General features: G+C 72.0%; 11 protein-coding genes. 2 read left to right on the forward strand and 9 right to left on the reverse strand.

The features are described from left to right. Positions 1-65: 65 nt before the first annotated feature. Genes ACXAHD_RS07080 through ACXAHD_RS07110 form a run of 7 tightly spaced genes read right to left on the reverse strand, consistent with a single transcriptional unit; the run spans position 66 to position 12917 of the window. Complete coding sequence (locus ACXAHD_RS07080; RefSeq protein WP_475049272.1) at positions 66-1625, reverse strand: MFS transporter; 1560 nt, start codon at positions 1623-1625, stop codon at positions 66-68. Next, positions 1612-2343 carry a methyltransferase domain-containing protein gene (locus ACXAHD_RS07085; protein WP_475049276.1) on the reverse strand — a complete coding sequence of 244 codons (732 nt, stop codon included), beginning with the start codon at positions 2341-2343 and terminating at the stop codon, positions 1612-1614. Before ACXAHD_RS07085 ends, ACXAHD_RS07080 begins: the two co-directional genes overlap by 14 nt. Positions 2344-2397: 54 nt before the next feature. Then, on the reverse strand, positions 2398-3183 hold the full coding sequence (locus ACXAHD_RS07090) for a thioesterase II family protein (RefSeq protein WP_289212963.1): 786 nt from the start codon (positions 3181-3183) through the stop codon (positions 2398-2400). Next, positions 3180-4397, reverse strand: a complete 1218-nt coding sequence (locus tag ACXAHD_RS07095) for a cytochrome P450 (RefSeq protein ID WP_289212964.1) — start codon at positions 4395-4397, stop codon at positions 3180-3182. Before ACXAHD_RS07095 ends, ACXAHD_RS07090 begins: the two co-directional genes overlap by 4 nt. After that, complete coding sequence (locus ACXAHD_RS07100) at positions 4394-6256, reverse strand: Gfo/Idh/MocA family oxidoreductase (protein WP_475049280.1); 1863 nt, start codon at positions 6254-6256, stop codon at positions 4394-4396. The genes ACXAHD_RS07095 and ACXAHD_RS07100 overlap by 4 nt, the downstream gene beginning before the upstream one ends. Beyond that, positions 6253-7389, reverse strand: coding sequence for a saccharopine dehydrogenase NADP-binding domain-containing protein (locus tag ACXAHD_RS07105; RefSeq protein WP_475049281.1), 1137 nt, complete (start codon positions 7387-7389; stop codon positions 6253-6255). Before ACXAHD_RS07105 ends, ACXAHD_RS07100 begins: the two co-directional genes overlap by 4 nt. Beyond that, positions 7386-12917: a non-ribosomal peptide synthetase gene (locus tag ACXAHD_RS07110; RefSeq protein ID WP_475049284.1), complete on the reverse strand. Its 5532-nt coding sequence runs from the start codon at positions 12915-12917 to the stop codon at positions 7386-7388. The genes ACXAHD_RS07105 and ACXAHD_RS07110 overlap by 4 nt, the downstream gene beginning before the upstream one ends. Before the next feature lie 125 nt (positions 12918-13042). On the opposite strand from ACXAHD_RS07110, the gene ACXAHD_RS07115 reads away from it, so the two are divergent. Continuing rightward, positions 13043-14749 carry a (2,3-dihydroxybenzoyl)adenylate synthase gene (locus tag ACXAHD_RS07115; RefSeq protein WP_289212968.1) on the forward strand — a complete coding sequence of 569 codons (1707 nt, stop codon included), beginning with the start codon at positions 13043-13045 and terminating at the stop codon, positions 14747-14749. On the opposite strand, the gene solA is transcribed toward ACXAHD_RS07115, so the two are convergent. Then, positions 14727-15875: an N-methyl-L-tryptophan oxidase gene (gene solA / locus ACXAHD_RS07120; protein ID WP_289212969.1), complete on the reverse strand. Its 1149-nt coding sequence runs from the start codon at positions 15873-15875 to the stop codon at positions 14727-14729. The genes ACXAHD_RS07115 and solA overlap by 23 nt on opposite strands. Continuing rightward, positions 15856-16998 carry an LLM class flavin-dependent oxidoreductase gene (locus ACXAHD_RS07125; protein WP_289212970.1) on the reverse strand — a complete coding sequence of 381 codons (1143 nt, stop codon included), beginning with the start codon at positions 16996-16998 and terminating at the stop codon, positions 15856-15858. The genes solA and ACXAHD_RS07125 overlap by 20 nt, the downstream gene beginning before the upstream one ends. Before the next feature lie 246 nt (positions 16999-17244). Here ACXAHD_RS07125 and ACXAHD_RS07130 point away from each other — a divergent pair, with 246 nt between their 5' ends. Then, on the forward strand, positions 17245-18531 hold the full coding sequence (locus ACXAHD_RS07130) for a DegT/DnrJ/EryC1/StrS family aminotransferase (RefSeq protein ID WP_289212971.1): 1287 nt from the start codon (positions 17245-17247) through the stop codon (positions 18529-18531). Positions 18532-18555 lie beyond the last annotated feature (24 nt).

Here is an 18555-nt window from a genome sequence, read left to right on the forward strand (position 1 = left end):
TGGTGATGTGGGTGCCGGGCACCGGTGGCACGATGACCGGTACCCACATCGCCCGACTTCCGTGATCAGTCGCCGCCGTCCGGTCGCCGTACGTCGGCCCTCGCCGGTGTCCGCGCGACGGCGACGTCCGGCTTGTCACGTCGGGACGGAACCGTCGCCAGCGCGACCGCCACTCCGACGGCCGCCGCCCCGGCCGCCACCCAGGAGACCGTGGCCAGGCCCTCGGCGAACGCGACTCGGGCCAGCACCTCCACCTCAGGCGGCAGGTCGGTGAACCGCCCGGCCGACGTCAGATCCCGCAGCCGCTGGGCCGTCGGCCCGGCCGCCCCGGCAGTCCGTATCGCGTCGTCAGACAACCCCGAGCCGACCCGGCCGGCGAGCACCGCGCCGAAGACGGCGGCACCGACCGCCGTGCCGAGTGGGAAGAACGCGTTCGCCGTACCGCTGGCCATCCCCGCCCGCTGCGGCGGTACCACCGACACCGAGATGCCCATCAGCGGCGCGAACAGCAGTCCCATGCCGGCGCCGATCAGTACCAGGCCCGGCAATGCGACCAGCCATGTCGAGTCGGCGCCGACCCGGGCGACGAGCAGGTAGCCCACACAGATGACGACGAAACCGGTGACCACGACCGTACGGTTGCCGTACCGGTGCTGCAGCCGCGCCACCACGAGGCTGCCGGCCACGATCGCCGCCGACAACGCGGACAGTTGCAGCCCGGCCTGCAGCGGCGAGTAACCGAGCATGCCCTGCAGCCACAGCACCAGGTACGGCATCGTGCCGAACCCGACCGCCCGGGTCAGGAAGCTCAGCACGCTCACCCCGGTGAAGGCCCTGATCCGAAACAACGCCAGTTGCAGCATCGGATCAGCGACCCGCCGCTCGGTGGCGACGAACAGCACGAGGGTGACCAGCGCGACGCCGGCGGCGACCAGCGTGACCGGACGCGTCCATCCGTCGTCGGCGCCGGAGATGACCGCCAGGTTGACCGCCCCGAGCAGCAGCACCCCGAGGACCGCCCCAGCGAGGTCGAGCCGACGGCCCCGCTGCCGACCGGCGGCCGGCAGCCAGCGCAGCGCGCCGAACAGCACGAACGCGCCGGGCAGCAGGTTCACCAGGAAGATGGCCCGCCAACCGAGACTCGACACCAGCGCACCGCCGACCAGCGGCGCGATGGCCGCGGAGACGGCGGCGGTCGCGCTGAACACTCCCATCGCGGCGTTGCGCCGCTCCCCCGGGTAGGCCGCCGCCAGCAACGGCAACGCGGGCGCGAAGATCAGCGCGCCACCGATGCCCTGCACCGCCCGGCCGGCGATCAACACCCCCGGGTCAGGCGCAACGCCGCACAGCAGCGAACCGACGGTGAACAGCACCACGCCGGCGACGAAGATCCGCCGCCGACCGAGCCGGTCCGACACCGATCCGCCGACGAGCAGCAAGGCCGCGAACAGCAGCGGGTACGCGTTGACCGTCCACTGCAGCTGCGGGAGAGTAGCCGACAGATCAGCGGCGACCGCCGCCAACGCGACGTTGACGATGGTGATGTCCATCGTGGTGATAGCCGCAGCGACGCTGACCGTGATCAGGGTCCGGCGGGCGGCCGTAGTCGAATCATGCGGTGGCAAGGACGACCACCTCCGGAGCTCCGGCACCGGTGACGGCGGCGGCGGGCCGGCTGACCATGCCGGACTCGCGGGCGAGCTGGTCGCCGTCGATGGTGTGCCAGTCGTAGCTGTCGGTCACCTCACGCACCAACCGACCGGAGCGGTACACCCGCCAGGTGGTGGTGAACCGCATCAGGTCACCGCCGGCCGGGCTACCGGCGACCCACCACTCGTAGTCGTGCCGGCCGATCGAATCGCGGATCGACAGCGCCGACGGGATCTCCCGCGGCTGCCGTACGCCCATCAGCTCGACCACCACCACACCGCCGGGCGCGAGCCGGCTCCGTAGCAGCCGCCACAGTCGGATCCGCGCTGCTTCGTCGAGGTGACCGGCGACGCCGAACACCACGGCGGCGCAGATGATGGCGGGCAGCGGCAGGTCCGGTGCGGCGGCGTCGACCACGGTGACCCGTTGCCGCAGCCCGTCGTCGGCCGCGACCCGGCTGGTCAGCACCGCCCGCATCGCGGTGGACGGCTCGACCGCCACGATCCGCGCGCTCGGCAGCGCCGCGGCGATGATCTCGGTGACCCGACCGGTACCGGCACCGATCTCGACGACCGGCCCGGCTGACGGGTCGACACCGGTGAGCGCGGCGGCCAGGGCCGGTCCGCTGCTGGTCGCCTGTCGGGCGGCGACCATCTCGTAGAACTCGGCCACCGGCGAGTAGTAGTCACGCACCGGCTCTCCTCCGATCGGACGGGTTGGCATTGACGGTCGAAACGCGGGTAGCGGTCACGGCATGCTGGGCCAGGCCACCGGGGTGCGGGTCAGCACCGGATCGATTTTGCTCAGGATGGCGGAGATGACGGCGCGCCGCTGCGGCACCAGGTAGAAGTGGTCGCCGGGGAACGTCCGCACGTCGAACCGGCCACTGGTCAGCTGGCCCCAGCTGTACGCCTGCCCGTCGTCGAGCTCCGGATCGGCATCGCCCCGCAGCACCATGACCGGGCAGTCCAGCGGCGCCGCCGGCGCCGGCAGGTACGTCTCGATGAGACGGTAGTCGTTGCGGACGTAGCCCAGCACCGCCCGGCGCAGCTCCGGATCGGCCAGCACCTCGTCGTGGGTGCCGCCGAGCCGGTTCAGCTCGGCGCAGAGTCCGTCGTCGTCACGCCGGTGCACCTCGCCGCCGACCACCTCGCCCGGAGCGGGGCGGCCGGAGACGAACAGCCACTGTGGCTGCCGGGCGCCGAGGCGGCGCAGCCGCTGAACCGTCTCGTACGCCACCGCCGTACCCATGCTGTGACCGAAGACCAGGTAGGGCCGGTCGGCGAGGCGCGCCACGGCGTCGGCGACCGGCGCCGTCAGCGCGTCCATGTCGTCGACAAGCGGATCGGCGAACCGGTCCTCCCGTCCCGGATACTGCACGCAGACCAGCTCGACCGAGGGAGGCAGCAGCGCGTCCCATGCGCGGAAGCTGCCGGCACCGCCGCCAGCGTGCGGGAAGCAGATCAGCCGTACGGCGGCCGCCGGACGCCGCTGGTAGCAGCGCAGCCACGGGCCGTGGATCGCGGTGTTCACCAGGTCACCTGCATCGCCTGGATGCCGAACGTCGCCGCGTCGTTGTTGAACTCGAGATCGTCGAACTCGCCGGCCAGCCGTAGATTCGGGATGCGCCGGATCAGGGTGCCGATGGCGATCTCCAGCTCCAGCCGGGCCAGATTCTGACCGATGCACTGGTGCACCCCGTAGCCGAAGGCGACGTGGTGCCGGTTGGTCCGGTCGAAATCCAGCCGCTGCGGGTCCGGGAACACCTCCGGGTCGTGGTCGGCGGCGGCGAGCAGGGCGATGATGCCGTCGCCCGCCTGGATGTGCGTCCCGTCGAGGTTGATGTCGGCGGCGGCGACGCGCAGCGGGATCGAGTCGGCGACGGACAGGAGACGCAGCAGCTCCTCGACGGCCGCCGGCATCAGCTCGGGCTCGGCGCGCAGCCGGGCCAGCTGCTCGGGGTGGCGCAGCAGCAGCAGAGTGCCGAGCGCGATCATGCTGGTGGTGGTCTCCCTTCCGGCGACGATGGTGATCCCGATCGCGGAGAGCAGCTCGTGCCGGGTCACCACACCGGCCCGCAGGTGGTCGACGACCAGCTTGGACAACAGGTCGTCGCCGGGTGCCTGCTCCCGGGCGGTGATCAGCCCGTCCAGCATCCGGAACATGCTGGCGAGGGCGGCGCTGACTTCCTCGGCGCTGCTGGTGCGTCCACCGGAGATGCGGGTCACGTCGCGGAAGAACTCGATGTCGTCGGTGGGCGCGCCGAACAGGCCCAGTACGGTCGTCGTGGAGACCGCGTTGGCAAACGCGGTGACCAGATCCACCGGCGAACCGCTGTCCAGCATGTCGTCGATGAGCCCGTCGACGGTGTGCTGGATCGTCGGACGCATGTCCCGGATCCGTTTGACGGTGAACTCGGCCTGGAGCATCCGGCGGAAGCGGGTGTGCTCCGGCGGGTCGGTGCGGATGAACGGCCGCGATTTCGCACCGGCCTCCTGCTCACCGATGCCCATCGCCGGAAAGTTCGGATGCCGGATGTCGGCGCTGACCCGGGGGTCGGCCAGCAACGCCCGCACGTCGGCGTAGCGAGTGACGATCCACGGCTGTTTGCCGGTGGGCAGGGTCACCCGGGACACCGGTTCGGCGGCGCGTAGTGCGGCGTAGCGCTCCGGCGGAGCGAAGGGGCACTCCCTCGGTACCGGAAACGCCGGCGGTGTCTGGGTCTCGGCGGGAAGAGCCTTGGTCATCGGGACGTTCCTTCCTGGTCGGTAGAGGTCCGGGGTGCCGGCACGAGCACGCCGATCGGCGGTCCGCCGGTGCCGGCCTGTGGAATGTCGTGCAGCGGCATATCGGACTCGGCGGCGATGTCAGCGAGGGTGAGGGTGTACCAGTGGTAGTGGTCGGCGACCTCGCGCACGGCCGTACCGTCCTCGGTCGACACCCGCCATGTCGTTCGCAGGCGCATCCGGTCCGGGCCGTCGGGTTCACCGGAGAACCACCACTCGTAGCGCTGAGCGCCGACCTCGACGCGGGACAGCCGGGTGGGGTCGAGCACGAGCGGCCGGTCGATGGCCATCAGTTCGACGACGATTCGTCCGCCGGGGGCCAACCGTTCGGCGAGCCGCCGCCACAGGCGTACCCGGTCGGGCTGGTCGAGGTGGCCGGCGACTCCGCAGACGACGGCACCGCTGATGGTGTCCGGCAGATCAAGGTCCGGGGCGGGTTCGGCGCAGACGGTGATCCGGCGGCGCAGGTCGGGATCCCGGTAGATCCGGCTGGTCAGCACGGCGCGCATGCCGGTGGCCGGTTCGTGGGCGAGGATCTCCAGGTCCGGGAAGGCCCGGGCGAGGGCGACGGTGACCAGGCCGGTCCCGGCACCGATCTCGACCACCGGGCCGGCGGCAGTGTCGATCCCGGCCAGTGCCGCGACGACCGCAGGAGCGCTGCCGGTCGCGACGTGCGCGGCAGCGGCGAGGTCGAAGAACTCGGCGGTCGGCGAGTACGGCTCCGCCGCGTCGCTGCCGTCGGTCGGCTCAGCGGCTCCCTCGGTGGGCTCGGTGAGATCGGCGATGGTGATCCGCGACGGGGTCGCCGGTCGCACCACGTCCGGTGGGCCGAGCCGGGCCGCCAGCTCCGACCAGATCCGGCAGGCGGTGATGTCGTACTGGGCGGACCGCAGCGGATCGCCACTACGACGCACGGCGTCCGCGAACCCCCGTAGCGCGCGCCGCACCGCCTCCGGCCAGAGCCGGTCGAAGACGTCGCGCTGGCTGCCGGCGGCGGTGCCCGGCAGCGGCGCGCTGCCCAGCTGGTCGAGCTGCCCGCCGGTGAAGACCAGCCGACCGTCGGTGTCCCGGTCGGCGTGCAGCGTCGGTGTCCACAGCACCGGTCCATGGGTGTCGGCCAGGGTCAGCACCCCGGCCCGGGTGCCGAGACTGATCCGGTGCCAGAACAGGGCATGGTTGTCGCGGTCGGCCGGGTCGAGCTCGTGGTGCACCCGCAAGGTCAGCGGCACACCGCCGACCTGGCCGGTGACCGACCGCAGCGGACCGCCGGCGACCGCCTCGTCGACGCGCCACGGACGCAGACCGCCGAGCGCGGCACCCAGCACGTCCACGAACGGATGCAGCACGTGCACCGGGCTCGCGGCGTCGACGAACACCAGCTTCTCGCGGGAGCGGAGCCGGGCCGCTGCGGCGAGGAACCGACGGACCGGTTCGACGTGCCGGTAGTGGGCGTTGACCCGGTACTGCACGCCGTGGCGGCGCGCGGCCCGCAGGCAGTCGACAAGTTCGTCGTGGTGCACCGGGTGCTCCTGCAGCACGTGCACGCCCCGGGCCAGTAACGCCCGGGCGAGGTCGGTGCCCGCTCCGCCGGAGATGGTGGAGCCGACGACGACGCAGGCGATGTCGATCTCGTCGGCGTCGACCGTGTCCAGGTTGTCGTGGTGGGGCACCCCGTACTCGTCGGCCAGTGCCCGGGAGGCGGTCCCGCCCCGGCTGAGCACGCCGGCGAGGACCAGGTCGGGTGCGAGGTCGGCGACCGCGCGCAGGTAGAACCGGCCGAAGTTGGTGCCGCAGACCAGCACCCGCAGCGGTGTACTCACAGCGTGCCCTCCTCGGTGTCGTCGGCGGTGTCGCCGTCGACCAGCCGCACGGTGAGCGGCTCCCCCGACCCGCGCAGCGCGGCGACCGCGGCCGCCGGGTCCAGCACGTCGGCGGCGAAGTGCACTCCGGGTGGTACGTCGCCGTCGAGTACCGCCACGGCGGCCAGCGCACCGACCAGCCCGGTGAGGCGGTAGCTGCTGGTGGCCCGCAGCACGGCGGTCCGCTCGACGGGGACGCCGCCGCGCGTACCGCCCATCGTGAAGACCATCTGGTAGTAGGGGCAGCGGCCGGCGAGGTCCAGCTCAGCGGCCCGGATCATCCGCCGGGCGAGGTCCGCCTCGTCGGCCCCGACGCTGGCGGCGGCCGGCAGCGCGGCCAGCAGCGTCCGCACCTGGGGCCCCGGGTAGACGTTGAGCCAGTCGACGTCGCGCAGCCGCAGCGCACGGGCCAGTCGGCGGGTCTCGGCGCTGAGGAACGGTTGCACCGCGACGGATCCGGTGAACTGCGGCACGGTCGCGTCCTCTGCCGGACGCAGCGCCCGGGACCGTACCGCCCCGCCCCGCCAGGCGGCGTTGGCCTCGCCGTACGCCGCACCGGCGGCACCACCGGAGCGCAGCGACAGCATCATGTCGATGGCGACCACCGGGGAACAGTGTTCGACACCACCGACCCAGGCGGTCAGCGTGCCGACGTCGTCGAACTCGGTGCTGGCGAGCCAGCGCGGCAGCAGGCTGGACAGGCCGGGCAGGGTGCCGGCGGACAGCACCACCGTACGGCCGCTGTCGGGGACACCGCCGCCGGTCAGGGCCTCGTGGACCGGGTCGTCACCGGCCACGTCGACACAGTGCGCGTCGGCCGCCAGCGCCGCCGCCGCAACCGCCTCCTTCAGCTCGTACGTCGGCCCGGCACAGTTGACCACCAGGGAGGTGCCGGTGCAGAAGTCCGCCAGAGCGGCCGGATCCCGTACGTCGACCTGGACCGTTTCGATCTTGGCACCGGGTAGATCGGCGGCGACGCGCCGCAGTGGATCGCCGCTGCGGGCGCCGAGGCGCAGCGGCCCGACGCCGAGGCGGTGCAGGTGCGCAACGGCGCCCTGACCGACCGATCCGGAGGCCCCCAGTACACCGATCATCGGGTCACCGCCCCGTCGGTGATCTCGCTGAGCAGTTTGACGACGCCCGGGGCGTGCGCCACGTCGATGCAGCTGAAATGGTCGCCGGGGACGTCGACGATGCGCAGGTCGCCCAGGCACAGCTCGGCCCAGTGCTGGGTGACCGCGTCCCGGCTGCCCGGGAACGGGTAGGCACCGCTGTGGCGCAGGAAGGTGATGTCGCCGGCGTACGGCTCCGGTTCGTAGCGGGTGATGGCGAACACGCTCTGCCGGAAGGTGCGGAACAGCCGCATCATGTGGTCCGGCTCGTACATCCCGGCCGAGGCGGGAACCGCCTCGCACATCCGGGCGACCCGCTGCTCGCGGGGCAGTGCGGCGAGCGCCCGGAAGGCGGCGGCGACGTCGGCGTGCTCGCCGGTCAGTTCGACGAAGCCGCCGTCACGCAGCACACCGGGGCTACCGGCCAGGACCGCGTCGGCTGCACGGGCCACCGCGAGTTCGTCGGCGGGGAACCCGATATCGGCGGGCGCGATGCCCATCATCACGGCGAACGAGTACTCCGACAACAGTTCGTCGTCGAGCCGGAACCGGGGGCTGTGGCTGCTGATCGCGGTCAGGGTCGCGACGTTGGCGCCGCGCTCGCTGAGGCCACGGGCGATCTCGGTGGCGATCAGACCGCCGAGGCAGTAGCCGACGACGTGCAGTTCACGGGCACCGAGCTCACCGATCTCGGTCGCGTAGTCGGCCGCGATCCGGTCGATCAGGCCGGCCGGGTCGGCCTCCAGGAAGGTCGGCAGATGCGGTACCTCGACACCGATGACCGAGCTGGTGCCGGCGGAGCGGCGGCGGATCTCGGTGATGATCGCCCGGTACGGCATGATCGTGCCGGTGCCGGCGTGCACGAGTACGGTGAGCGGATCGGTGCCGGCGCCGTGCAGTCGGACCACCGGTGAGGTGCGGACGGCACCGTCGCCTGGCGCCGACGTCTGCGGTGTGGTGACCGTACGCAGGTAGGCGGCGAGTGCGGCGACGGTCGGTTGGCGCAGCATGTGTCGCAGCACCACCTCCCACTCGAGGGCTACCACGTCGGGGACGCGTTCCCGCAGCAGGCCGACGAGGCGGGCGACGAGCAGCGAGTCGCCGCCGAGGGCGAAGAAGTCGTCGTGGCGGCCGACGTACTCGCGGTCGAGCAGTTCCGCCCAGATGCCGGCGAGGTGGCGTTCCAGCGCGTCCACCGGATCGGCGGCCACCGCCGCGGTCTGCTGGCCCTGGTCGGTGCCGGGCAGCCAGGTCCGCAGCCGGTTGCGGTCGACCTTTCCGTTGCTGGTACGAGGCAACCCGTCGACCAGCTGCCACACCGTCGGCACCATGTAGTCGGGCAGTCGGGCGGTGGTGTGCCGGACAAGGTCGGCGGTGGTCACCGGCGTCCGGTCGGTCTTGACCCGGGCGAGGAACAGCTGCTGACCGGTGGGGTGCAGCGGCTCGCCGGCCGCCGGCAGATGGGTGACCAGCTCGGCTCCGGCCGCGCCGAGCAGCTCACGCCACTGTGGCCCGGTGAGGAACGACTGGCCGGCGGCAGCGCGCACGTCGGTGAACGGGCCCGCGGCGGCCTCCAGGAACTCCATGGACACCAGCAGCGCCGGGTCGTCGTCGCGGGTCTGTTCCATGATCACGAGCCAGCCGCCGGGGGCGAGCAGCCCGGTGAGCCGCTCGACGGCGGCGGCCGCGTCCGGTGCGGTGTGCAGGTGGTTCGCGGCGACGACCACGTCGACGCTGTTCGGGGTCAGCCCTTGGGAGCGGGGGTCGTCGCGCAGGTCGAAGCGGGCGTAGCGGATCCACGGATGGTGGGCGAACTGGTCCCGGGCTTCGTTGAGGAAGAACGTCGACGGGTCGGTGAACAGGTAGTCGGGGCGGTACTCGGCCAGGGCGGGGGCGAGCAGACTGGTGGTGCCGGCGACACCGCCGCCGACCTCCAGCACCCGCAGCGCTCCGTCGCCGTCGTGCCGCTCGGCGATGTGCCGCAGCGCCGCGACGATCGCCTGGTGCAGGTGGGCGACGGCGAGGTTGTCGCGGTAGGCAGCGGCCATCGCGTCGGCGCGGGCACCGGGGAACAGCAACGCGCGGATGTCGGTGCTGCCGGCGATCAGCGCTGGCAGGTGGTCGGTGCAGGTGCGGACCGCGTCGATCAGGTCGGTGCTGTAGTCGAGCCGACGATCGGCTTCGGTGAGTCGCAGCCAAGCGCCGTCGAGTTCGTCGGGCGCCGGTACGGCGAGATCGCCGTAGCGGGCGGCGTCGGTGACGCGGAGCCGCCCTGCGCGGGTCAACGCGGCGAGCCACCGGCGTACGATCGGCGCGGTCACCGCGGTGGCGTCCAACGCCTGGCAGACCTCGTCGGCGCTGTGCCAGGTGTCACCGGTGGCGACGTCGGCGTCGGCGAGGGTGGCGGCCATCGCGGTCAGTGCGACCTCGGCCAGCGCGGCCTGGAAGTCGGCGAGGGCCTGCGGGTCGACCCCGGTCTGCGCGGCCCGCGACGCCGCCGCCGCGACGGCACCGGTCCCGGCGGCGGCGGCCCCGGCGGCAGAGTCGGGCGTGGTGACGGCGGGTTCGACGAACGCGGCGAGCCGCTTGCCGCCGGGGTGGGCGGCGTCGACCAGCACGGCAGCGCCGGCGACACCGGGGTGGGCCTGCACGGCGGTCTCGACCTCGGCCAGTTCGATCCGGTAGCCCCGGATCTTGACCTGGTCGTCCTGGCGACCGAGGAACTCGATGGTCCCGTCGGGCCAGTAGCGGCCCAGGTCACCGGTGCGGTAGAGCCGTTCGCCGGTGCTCGGATGCCGCAGGAACCGGTCGGTGGTGCGCTGCGGGTCGTGGTAGTAGCCCAGGGCCACGCCGGCACCACCGATGTAGAGCTCGCCAGCGATCCAGTCGGGACGGTCCCGCAGCTGGGCGTCGAGCACGTGGAACGTCTGATTGGTCAGCGGCACCCCGTACGGGATGCTGGGCCGGTTGTGGTCGACGACGTCGATGGGATGCCAGATCGACCAGATCGATCCCTCGGTGGCGCCACCGAGGCTGACCACCCGCAGTCGCGGCAGCAGCTCGCGGACCGCGTCCGGCAGGGCGACCGGAATCCAGTCGCCGGAGAGCATGGCCAGCCGTAGCCCCGCTGGACGCAGATCCGGCACCGCCCGCAGGTAGTCGTGCAGCATCTGCAACTGGCCGGGCACCGAGTTCCAGATCGTGACGGCGTGGCGGTCGGCGAGGTCGGCCCAGTGCGACGGGTCACCCCGGCGGTCCGCGTCGGGCAGCACCAGCCGGCCGCCGACGGCGAGCGGGCCGAACACGTCGTAGACCGACAGGTCGAAACCGAGGCTGGCCAGGCCGAGCACGGAGTCGTCCGCGCCGACGGCGAACCGGCGGTTGATGTCGTCGATGGTGTTGCGCGCCGCCCGGTGGCTGATCATGACGCCCTTGGGTGTTCCGGTGGACCCGGAGGTGTAGATGACATACGCCAGGTCGTCGGGGCCAGGACGGGCGACGGCCGGGGGCCGGTTCCCGGATGCCGGTCCGGTCCGCGCCGACGGCCCGCCAGCGGCCACCGTGTCGGCAGCCACGATGTCGACCGCGACGGCGGTGACCGAGTCGGGCAGGGCCGCGGCGTCGAGCAGCCAGGACTGGGTCAGTACGGTACGCACCTGCGCGTCGGTGAGGATGGCGTTGCGCCGGGCGGCCGGTTGCGTGACGTCGACCGGCAGGTACGCCCCACCGGCGAGCAGGGCGCCGAGGACCGCGACGATCTGCTCCCAGCCCTTGTCCATCAGCACCGCGACCGGTTCGGCGGGACGTAGCCCGGCGCCGGCGAGCAGGTCGGCGACGGCGGTGGCGCGGTCGAGCAGGTCGCGGTAGGTCAGCTCGTGTCCGTCAGCGACGACCGCCACCCGTTCGGGGGTGCGGCGCGCCTGGGCGACGACGTCGTCGTGCAGCAGCCCGTCGGGGAGCGGACCGTCGGTGGCGTTGACCTGCCGGCGGCGCTCGCGCTGCGCGGCGGGCAACGCGACCGGGGACGGATCCCGCCACGGGCCGTCGTCGTCGGCCAGACGCTCGACGGCATCGACCCACGCGCCGAAGGCGTCGTCGGCCAGGTCGGCCGGCAGTACGTTGTCGCGCACATCCCAGGACAGGGCCAGTCCGTCACCGCGCGGCATGACCTGGCAGTCGATCCAGACCTGCGGTGTCTGGCTGATCGCGTACCCGACCTGGCCCCGGGCCGGCGACGGTGCGGGCGTGTCGAGGGTGCTGGTGAACACGACCGGGAGCAGCTGCCGGGTGCCGGTGCGTCGGCTCAGCTCGGCGAGGACCTCGCTGCCGGTGAACAGGCCGTGCGACAGGTCCTCCAGGAGTTGGCCGGCGACCGCCGTGGCGCGCTCGGCGAAAGGAAGTGGTGTGGTGAGGTCCACGGCGAGTGGCTCGACCACGGTGAAGTCGCCGACCAGCGACTCAACGGCGGGGTGCAGCGGCAGCCGCTGGAAGGTCGGGATGTTGAGCGTGAATCTCGGATTGCGACTCCACCTGCCGATGACCTCGGCGTAGGCGGTGAGCAGCACGGTCGAGACGCTCACCTGGTGGCGGGCCGCGCGCTCGCGCAGTGCGGTCCACAGCGGGCCGGGCAGCTGGCGTTCCCGCCGACGGAACCGGACGGGCCCGTCGGCACCGGCGTCGCCAGCGTCTGCGGCGGGTAGTTCGGGGGCGCCGGGCAGGTCGTCGAGGCGGCGCAGCCAGTACTCGCGGTCGCGGCGGTACGCCGGAGTGTCGGTGATCCTACGGCGGCTGATCAGGTAGTCACGGTAGGTGACGTCGATGGGATCGAGAGTGGCGTGCGGGTCGGTGTAGAGCTGGTCGAACTCGGTGACGAGTCGCTGCACGCTGGCGTAGTCCACGATGAGCAGGTCGAGGGACAGGTGCAGGACCGCCCGGTCGTCGGTACGGGTCACGTGCAGGGCGAACAGCGGCCAGCGGTCGGTCGGGGCGACCCGGTGCGACAGCCTGTCGCGCAGCTGGCGCAGGTGGTCGTCAATCTCGGTCGCCGCACGTCCACGTAGGTCGGTGACGCTGATCGGACAGGCCGGTGGCTGGGCGAGGACGACCTGGTAGCCGTCGCTGTGCACCACGGCGCGCAACATGTCGTGCCGGGCGACGAGCCGGTCCCAGGTGCGCTGCACCCGGGCCGGGTCCAGGTCGGGGTAGTCGTACTCGACGTAGGCATGGCAGGCGACGCCGCCGTACTCGTAGTGGGTGCCCCGGCCGACCAGGTAGGCGGCCTGCAGGTCGGACAGCGGGAAGGGTTCGTGCCGGCCGGCCGGGTCGGCGGTGAACTGCGCGGGTGCGGCCTGCCGCAGGTGTGCGCGGATGGCCTCGCGGTGCCGGCGGACGGCGGCCCGCCGCTCGTCGGTGAAGGCGCCCTTGCGGGCGCGGAACCGCAGCTCGTCGCCTTCGAGCCACAGGGTCACGCCGTCGGCGTCCAACTCGGTGATCAGTTCGTCGACATCCATCGGGCTCCGCCTCGTAGTCACGGTCTGTTCGGGTCACTCCACCCAGCGACTTGTTGAAAATGACATTCAACTGCGATAGACGTATCTAAGCACAGTCCTGATCAGCGGACCAGAAGGGACCCGGCATGAACCCCGACCACGAGGACCGGCCCGGTCCCGGTACGATCGTCGACCCGGGCTGGGTAGCCTGGCCGGAGTCCGACGCACGGCGCTACCGCGCCGCCGGCTTCTGGGCCGGTGAAACCTTCGACCACCTGCTCCGACGCTGGGCGCAGCAGCACGATGGACGGACCGCCCTGGTCGACGGAGCTCGACGGTGGACCTACCGGCAGCTGGACGACGCGGCGGACCGGATCAGCGCCGGTCTGCGCCGGCTCGGGCTGCGTCGCGGCGACCGGGTCATCCTGCAACTGCCCAACCGGGCCGAGTTCGTCGAGATCTGGTTCGGTCTGCAACGGCTCGGTGCGGTCCCCGTACACGCCATGCCCGGACACCGCCGCGCGGAGATCGCCCACCTGGCGGCGCTGTCAGGCGCGGCCGGCTACGTCGTCGCCGACCGGCACGCCCGGTTCGACTACCGCACCCTGGCCACCCAGGTGCACGCCGAACGCCGCACCGCCGACGAACCGTTGCGCCACGTCGTGGTGCTCGGCGACCCGGCGGACTCCGGCTTCACCAGCTACGCCGACCTGCACGACGGCCCGCCCGAACAGCCCGCGACCGCCGACGACGGCCCTCGGCCGACCGCCGCCGACCTGGCGCTGCTGCTGCTCTCCGGCGGCACCACCGGGCTGCCCAAGCTCATCCCCCGCAGCCACGACGACTACGCCTACAACGCCCGCAGCGGCGCCGGGATCTGCCGGCTCGGACCGGACGACGTCTACCTGGCCGTGCTGCCGATCGGCTTCAACTTCACCTTCGCCTGCCCCGGCGTGCTCGGCACCCTGATGGCCGGCGGCACCGTCGTCATCGCCCCCAACCCGAGCCCGGCCACCGCCTTCCGGCTGATCGAACAGGAGCGGGTCACCTGCACCGCGCTCAACCCACCGCTGGTGCCATACTGGTTCGCCGAGTACGCCGACAGCCGGCCCGACCTGTCCAGCCTGCGGTTCGTGCAGGTCGGCAGCGCCCGACTGGCCGACGAGCTGGCACGGCGGTTCACCCCCACCCTCGGGGTGCCGCTGCAGCAGGTGTACGGCATGGCCGAAGGCCTGATCAACTACACCCGACTCGACGACCCCGACGAGCTGGTCTGCACCACGCAGGGCCGCCCCGGCTCCCCCGCCGACGAGATCCGCGTGGTCGATCCCGTCAACGGGCGGCCGGTACCGGCCGGCGAGCCCGGCGAGCTGCACACCCGTGGGCCGTACACGCTGCGCGGCTACTACCGGGCCGACGCCCCGGCGGCCGCCTCCTTCACACCCGACGGCTTCTACCGCACCGGTGACCTGGTCCGGGAACTGCCCACCGGGCACCTCACCGTGGTCGGCCGGGTCAAGGACCAAATCAACCGGGGCGGCGAGAAGATCGCCGCGACGGAGGTGGAGGGTCACCTGCTCGCCCACCCGGCCGTCCGGCAGGCCGCGCTCGTCGGCGTACCGGACGAGCAGTGGGGTGAGGCGCCGGCGGCCGTCCTGGTCTGCGCCGGACCGCCGCCGACGGCCGCCGAGGTGGTGGCGTTCCTGCGCGGACGCGGGCTGGCCGCGTACAAGCTGCCGGACCGCGTCGAGTATGTCGACGCGATGCCGCTGACCGCCGTCGGCAAGATCGACAAGAAGGTGCTCGCACAACGTCTGGCGACGGCCACGGTCACCACCGGTCCGGATGCATGAACGCCACCGGCACCGGCGGCGTCGTGCCGCGGACCAGGTCGGCCACCACCTCACCGACACCGGTGGCGTGTTTGAACCCGTGCCCGCTGTCGCCCCCGGCGACGATCAGCCGAGTGTCATCGCCCGGGCTGCCGAGCACGAACTGCCGGTCCGGGGTCATCGGGTACATGCAGACCGCGGCCCGCGACGGCACCGGTTGCAGACCGGGCAGTGCGACGTCGAGGCGGCGCACCAGCGGCTCCCAGTCGGCGGCGGCGACCTGGCGGTCGTCGCTGTCGGGATGCATCTCGCGCAGCAGACCGCCGTGGTCCTCCAGGCCGAGCTTCAGCTCGCCGCCGGAGTGCACCCCGTGCCCCCACACGCAGGTGCCGTCGTCCAGTTGCCGAATGAACACCGGCACGTCGGCCAGCCCGTACCGGTCGGCATCGGCTGGGTCGCCCGGCCGGAACCAGGTGATCGGCACCCGCAGCACCCGCAGCGGGACCCCGGGCAGCAGGGCCGGCAGCCACGCCCCGGCGGCGACCACGACCCGCCTGGCCCGCAACGCACCGCCGTCGGCGGTGTGCACCAGCGCACCGCCGGCGACCAGCTCGATCCGGGTCACCCGGGTGCCGGTCAGCGCCCGCGCGCCAAGCCCGACCGCGACGCGCACCGCTGCCCGGACCGCCGCCTCCGCGGCGATCAGGCCGGCGGCCGGCTCCCACACCGCGGCGTGGTGGTCGCCGATCCCGGCGTGCCGGGGCAGCCGGTCGCGCACCTCGGCGGCGTTCCAGACCTCGACGTCGAGCCCGTGGCGACGGGCGGCGGCGACGGTGCCGGCGATCACGTGCCCGGCTCGGGGCCCGATGAGCACCCCGCCGGTCGGCTCGAACAGGTTCTCGCCAGCGGCCAGCGCCAGTCCCTGCCAGAGCTGGCCGGACCGGCGGGCCAGTGGCACCAGGTCCGGGTGTTCCAGGCAGGCGGTACGGAACATCCTGGTCCCGCCGTGCGACGAGCCGAAGCCGTGGCCCGGGGTGAACTGGTCGACGCCGATCGCTTCGACGCCGGCCGCCGCCAGTCGCCACAACGCGGCGGCACCGAACACCCCGAGACCGACGACGACGACCTCAGCGTCCGGCGAGCGCACGGCTGGCCTCGACGGAACCGTCCGATGCCTGTTCGGCACCGGGATCGTCCGGTGCCACCGGGTCGGCGTCGGCGAAGTGTGGCGCCACCTGTTCGGCGAACAGCCGCAGCGTCCGCTGCGCGTCCGCCGCAGCGGTCGCTCCCGGGTTCACCTGCAGGCACACGGTCACATCAGGGCCGAACCATTCGGCGATCGTGGCCAGCTGGTCGCGTACCTGGCCGGGGGTGCCGGCGAGGACCTTGTTGTCGGCGTGCGACCGGTCGAAGTCGTACTGCCGGACCTTGTCGATGAGCTGCTCGTACCCGGGATAGTCGGCGCTGCGCACCGTCGACCAGGCGGCGATCGCGGTGGTCATCCTGTCGATGTAGTTGAGCTCCCACCGGCGGGCGGCGGCCAGCGCGGCGGCACCGTCCTGTGCGAGATAGCAGGTGTACTTGATCTGCACCCGCCCCGGGCCGGGGTGGCCGGCGGCGGCCCGGGCCTGGCGGTAGGCAGCGAGCATCTCTTGCAGCCCGTCGCGGCTGGTCACCGTCGGCACGACCTGCAGGTGGTATCCGGCCCGGCCGGCCTCGGCGCAGGACGCGGGACTGGTGGTGGAGGCCACGAAGATCGGCGGGTGCGGCCGCTGGTACGGCCGGGGCAGCATCGTCACCGGGCCGAAGGTGACCCAGTCACCGGACCAGGAAACGTCAGTCTCCGTCCACAGTCGGCGGCAGATCTCGATCCCTTCGGCGAACCGGGCGCGGCTTGCGCTCATCGGCACCTCGAAGGCGGCGAACTCCTCCGGCAGGAACGCCCGGCCGAAGCCGACGTCGAGCCGCCCGTGGGACAGGTTGTCCAACATGGCCAGTTTGCCGGCGAGCTTGATCGGATGGGTGAAGGCTGGCACCACGGCGCCGGTCGTCACCCGGATCCGACGGGTCCGGGCGGCGACCGCCGCCAGGAACGTCACCGGGTCCGGGCTGTACCCGCCGTAGGCGGAGAAGTAGTGCTCCACCACCTGGACGTGCTCGTAGCCGAGTTCGTCGGCGAGTTCCGCCAGCGCCAGGCTCTCGTCGTACCAGTCGACCGCGCTCTTCTCGTCCGGCGACAGGACCGGGAAAAAACCCACACCGAATTGCATAAGTGCCCTCCGTGGCGAATAGCCGGTAGCGCGTACCAGTGAAGTCGACCAGCACATCGGATGTCAACAAGGAGGAGTTGGAAGAGTCTTTCTGATCACACTCGGGAGCATTTTTCGGCGCGTCCGTCAATGCTCATTCCAGCCTGCCCATAAACAAATCAGATCAAGCTATCAACACTTTTGCACAGCCGACTCGGCATGCTAGTTTCCCGTCCACCCATCGCCATCGCAGGAGCTGCGGAACCAATGGACGATCAGGACTACCAGGTTTCCTTTCCGACGCGCGGCAGCGTGCTCGACGCCGCAGAACTCGCCGCGATCACCAAGCTGGTCGACTCCGGACAGACCCTGTCGGCCGGCGCATGTCGGACGGCCTTCGAACGACGGTTCGCCGCCCACGTAGGCACTCGACACGCGCTGTCGGTGACCAGCGGGACCGTGGCGCTCGAACTGGCGATCCACCTCGCCGACCTCCGCCCGGGAGACGAGGTGCTCACCACGCCGCAGACCTTCTCCGCGACGATCCACCCGCTGCTGGCGCACGACGTGCGGGTGCGTTTCTGCGACGTCGACCCGGTGTCACTCAACATCGACCCGGCTGCGGTGGAGGCGGCGGTGAACGACCGCACCGCGGCAGTGATCCTGGTCCACTACGGCGGGTATCCGGCCGACATGGGCCGCATCGTCGCAGCCGCCCACCGGTACGGTGCCGTGGTCATCGAAGACTGCGCCCACGCGATCGGTGCGACCTGGCACGGACGCCGCCCCGGGGCACTAGGTGACATCGGATGCTTCAGCTTCCACAACTCGAAGAACATCACCACCCTGGGCGAGGGCGGAATGCTCACTTTCGACCGCGACGAATGGGTCGAGCGAATCGACCGCATCCGGTCGAACCAGCCCGATGTCGAACTTGGTCCGGCCCGCTTCCCGGAACCGCCGCCCACTCCCCTGCTGCCCTGGATGCGATTCTCCGAGGAGGTCTACGGACGCGACTATGCACGCGTCAGAAGACCCGGTACGAACGCCACCATGTCCGAGGCCGCCGCTGCGGTGGGAATCGTGCAGCTCGACCGCATGGCGCGACTCGCCGCCCGCCGCCGCTACATCGCCGAACGACTCGACGAGTGCATCGGCCGCTACCCGCAGGTCCGGCTGCACCGACCGCCGCCGGGGATCGGTCACGCCTACCACCTGTACACCTTCTTCGTCGAGGCCGGCCGGGCGACGCGTGAGTACCTGGTCCGGGAACTGGACCGCCGCGGGGTGGAGGTCCAACTGCGCTACTTCCCACTGCATCTGACCCCCGAGTGGCGGGCCCGCGGCCACCGTCGAGGTGAGTCCCCGGTCGCCGAGCGGCTCTGGTTCGACGAGCAGATCAACCTGCCGTGCCATCCGGGAATCACCGATGCCCAGCTCGACTACCTGATCGAGGCGGTCACCGCAGCTCTCGACACGACGCCGTCGCCGGCCGGACCGCCACCCGCGGACATCGCCGTCCCGCTGCCCGACCACACCGTGACGTCGGCCTGAGTCCGGTAACCCGACACCGAAACG

The sequence above is a fragment of the Micromonospora sp. ABR4_055 genome, from assembly GCF_056160425.1.

Bases quoted from the DNA above. Each gene is read 5' to 3' on its own strand.
- ACXAHD_RS07095 (WP_289212964.1), bottom strand. From the start codon at position 4,397: ATGACCAAGGCTCTTCCCGCCGAGACCCAGACACCGCCGGCGTTTCCG.
- ACXAHD_RS07105 (WP_475049281.1), bottom strand. From the start codon at position 7,389: ATGATCGGTGTACTGGGGGCCTCCGGATCGGTCGGTCAGGGCGCCGTT.
- ACXAHD_RS07110 (WP_475049284.1), bottom strand. From the start codon at position 12,917: ATGGATGTCGACGAACTGATCACCGAGTTGGACGCCGACGGCGTGACC.
- ACXAHD_RS07115 (WP_289212968.1), top strand. From the start codon at position 13,043: ATGAACCCCGACCACGAGGACCGGCCCGGTCCCGGTACGATCGTCGAC.
- ACXAHD_RS07125 (WP_289212970.1), bottom strand. From the start codon at position 16,998: ATGCAATTCGGTGTGGGTTTTTTCCCGGTCCTGTCGCCGGACGAGAAG.
- ACXAHD_RS07130 (WP_289212971.1), top strand. From the start codon at position 17,245: ATGGACGATCAGGACTACCAGGTTTCCTTTCCGACGCGCGGCAGCGTG.